Source organism: Lentzea sp. NPDC020367, assembly GCF_044387305.1.
Classification (GTDB): Bacteria; Actinomycetota; Actinomycetes; order Mycobacteriales; family Pseudonocardiaceae; genus Lentzea.
This window is the reverse complement of the sequence record NZ_JBIRVV010000002.1, coordinates 746,544-749,947: the sequence shown is the minus strand read 5'-3', so window position 1 is coordinate 749,947 and position 3,404 is coordinate 746,544. Positions and strand designations below refer to the sequence as shown.

Genomic DNA, 3,404 nt, shown 5'->3' with positions numbered 1-3,404 from the left:
CGGGCGATCCGAGAAGGAAGCGCGATGACCACCTCTGCTAACCAGTACGTCGAGGCTCTGCGGTCGTCACTGAAGGAGATCGACCGGCTGCGCAAGCAGAACCAGCAGCTGATCGCCGCAGCGGTGGAACCGATCGCGATCGTGGGCATCGGCTGCCGGTACCCAGGCGGGGTGGCCTCGCCCGAGGAGCTCTGGCAGGTCGTCGCGGAAGGCAGGGACGTGATCGGCGGATTCCCCGCCGATCGTGGCTGGGACGTCACCGACCTCAACTCCGCCACCATCGAAGGTGGTTTCCTCGAAGACCCGGCGTCGTTCGACGCCGGGTTCTTCGGCATCTCGCCCCGCGAAGCCGTCGTCATGGACCCGCAGCAGCGCCTACTGCTCGAAACCGCCTGGGAGGCCCTGGAACGCGCGGGCGTGAACGCGCAGTCGTTGCGCGGCACCAAGACCGGCGTGTTCATGGGCACGACCTCGCAGGACTACGCCGACCTGCTCTCGCGCTCGGGCGAGGACGTCGGCCTGTACGCCACGACCGCGTTCGCTGCTTCCGTCCTCTCCGGCCGCATCTCCTACCTGCTGGGACTGGAAGGTCCCGCCGTCACCGTCGACACCGCCTGCTCTTCTTCTTTGGTGGCACTGCACCTGGCTTCGTCCGCGCTGCGCGCCGGTGAGTGCGACCTGGCGTTGGCCGGTGGTGTCGCGGTCATGACGACGCCCGCCGGGTTCGCCGCCTTCACCTCGCAGGGTGGGCTCGCCGGAAACGGGCGCTGCAAGGCGTTCTCGGACGACGCGGACGGCACCGGCTGGTCCGAGGGCGTCGGCGTGCTGGTGCTCAAGCGTCTGTCCGACGCGCAGCGTGCCGGCGACAAGATCCTCGCCGTGGTGCGCGGTTCCGCCGTCAACCAGGACGGCGCCTCCAACGGCCTGACCGCGCCGAACGGGCCCTCGCAGCAGCGCGTCATCCGTCAGGCACTGCAGAACGGCGGCCTCGCACCGTCCGATGTGGACGCCGTCGAGGCGCACGGCACCGGAACCACCCTTGGCGACCCGATCGAGGCGCAGGCCATCCTCTCGGTGTACGGGCAGGACCGCGCCGAGCCGCTCTACCTCGGGTCGATCAAGTCCAACATCGGTCACCCCCAGGGCGCCGCGGGTGTCGCCGGTGTGATCAAGGTCGTCATGGCGCTGCAGAACGGACTGCTGCCCAAGTCTTTGCACCTCGGCACGCCCTCGACCCAGGTCGACTGGACCAAGGGCAACGTGTCGCTGCTGCACGACGCCCGGCCGTGGCCCTCGGTCGACCGCCCGCTGCGCGCCGGTGTGTCCGCGTTCGGTGTGTCGGGCACGAACGCGCACGTGATCCTCGAGCAGGCTCCTGCGCTGGTCGTCGAGGGCGCTCCGGTCGTGTCCGCTCCCGCTGTGCTGCCGTGGGTTCTGTCCGGTCGCACCGCGGCCGCCCTGGACGCGCAACGGGATCGGCTGCAAGCGGTCGTGGACTCCCTGTCGCCGCTGGACATCGCGTTCACGCTGGCGACGGCGCGGGCGTCGTTCGAACAGCGTGCCGTGGTGCTGCCGGACGGCACCGAGCTCGCCCGTGGCGTGGCCGCCGACGAGACCACGCTCGCGTTCCTGTTCTCCGGACAGGGATCGCAGCGCCTCGGCATGGGACGTGAGCTGCACGCCCGGTTCCCCGTGTTCGCCGCCGCGTTCGACGCCGCTCTCGAACACCTCGACCCTGCTCTGCGTTCGGTGATGTGGGGCGATGACGCCGCCGCGCTGGAGCAGACCCGCTACACGCAGCCCGCGTTGTTCGTCTTCGAAGTCGCCATGTTCCGGTTGCTGGAGTCGTTCGGACTCGTGCCGGAGCAGGTGGCCGGCCACTCGATCGGTGAGATCGCAGCCGCGCACGTCGCCGGGGTGTTCTCGCTGGAGGACGCCTGCGCGCTGGTGACCGCGCGCGCCTCGCTCATGCAGGCGCTGCCGGCCGGTGGCGTGATGATCGCCGTGCAGGCCACGGAGGACGAGGTCCTCCCGCTCCTCACCGACGGCGTCTCGATCGCCGCGATCAACGGCCCGGCGTCGCTGGTCATCGCCGGTGTTGAACAAGAGGCACGTAGGATTGTTGAACAACTCAACGATCCTACGTCCGGCGCCGCGCCGCGCAAGGTCAAGCAGCTGCAGGTCAGCCACGCGTTCCACTCGCCGCTGATGGAGCCGATGCTGGACGACTTCCGCGCGGCGATCTCCGGCATTTCGTTCAACAATCCCTCAATTCCTTTGTTGGGTCGTGGGATTGTTGAACAACCTGAGTACTGGGTTCGGCACGTGCGCGACGCCGTGCGGTTCCACGACACCGTGACCGCGCTGGGCGACAAGACGTTCGTCGAGGTCGGCCCGGACGGCGTGCTCGCCGCGATGGTCGACGACGCGATCCCGACCGCGCGCAAGGACCGCGGCGAGGAGCTGGCGTTCGTGACGGCGCTGGCGCGGCTGCACGTCGCGGGTGTTCCGGTGGACTGGACCCGGCTGTTCGAGGGTTCCGGGGCGCAGAAGGCGGACCTGCCGACGTACGCGTTCCAGCGGCAGCGGTTCTGGCCGCGCCCGAAGACGCAGTCCGGCGACGTACGGGGCGCGGGCCTCGGCTCGGTCGGTCACCCGCTGCTCGGCGCGGCCGTCGAACTGGCCGGCTCGTCGGGGCACCTGTTCACGTCCCGGTTGTCGCTGGCGACGCACCCGTGGCTCGCGGATCACGTCGTGATGGGCCGGGTTCTGTTCGCCGGCACCGCATTCCTGGAGCTCGCTGTTCGCGCGGCGGACGAGGTCGGCTGCGACCGCGTGGAGGAACTCACGCTCGCCGCGCCCCTCGTGCTGACGCCGGGAACCGCCGCCCAGGTGCAGGTCTCCGTCGGCGCGGTCGGCGCCGAGGGCAAGCGCAGCGTCGCGATCTTCTCGCGAACCGAGGGTTCCGTTGACACGCCTTGGCTTCAGCACGCTTCCGGCGTGCTCGGCTCGGGCCCCAACGCGGTGTCGTTCGACGCCTCGGTGTGGCCGCCCGCCGGTGCCGAGTCCGTCGACATCGCCGGGTCGTACGAGCGCTTCACCGACATGGGCTTCGACTACGGCCCGGTTTTCCAGGGCCTGCAAGCGGTCTGGCGTGGCGGCGACGGCGTCGTCTACGCCGAGGTGTCGCTGCCCGAGGGCGTTGATGGCGGCGCGTTCGGGCTGCATCCGGCGTTGCTGGACGCCGGCATGCACGCCGCCGGGTTCGGTGACCTCGGCTCGATCAGCCGCGGTGGACTGCCGTTCTCCTGGCAGGGCGTATCGCTGCACGCGTCGGGCGCTTCCGCTGTGCGGGTGCGGCTGTCGCGCGGCGAGGACGGCTCGATGGAGATCGCTGTCGCCGA

At 70.2% G+C, this 3,404-nt stretch carries 1 protein-coding gene (only partly in view); it reads left to right on the top strand.

Annotation, left to right across the window (positions count from 1 at the left end; translation table 11 throughout):
• Positions 1-24 precede the first annotated feature (24 nt).
• Positions 25-3,404, top strand: partial view of an SDR family NAD(P)-dependent oxidoreductase gene (locus ACH413_RS10530; RefSeq protein WP_360030642.1) — the start only. 26,395 nt of this gene lie beyond the right edge of the window; the window shows 3,380 of its 29,775 coding nt (coding positions 1-3,380); its start codon is at positions 25-27; its stop codon lies off the right edge, out of view.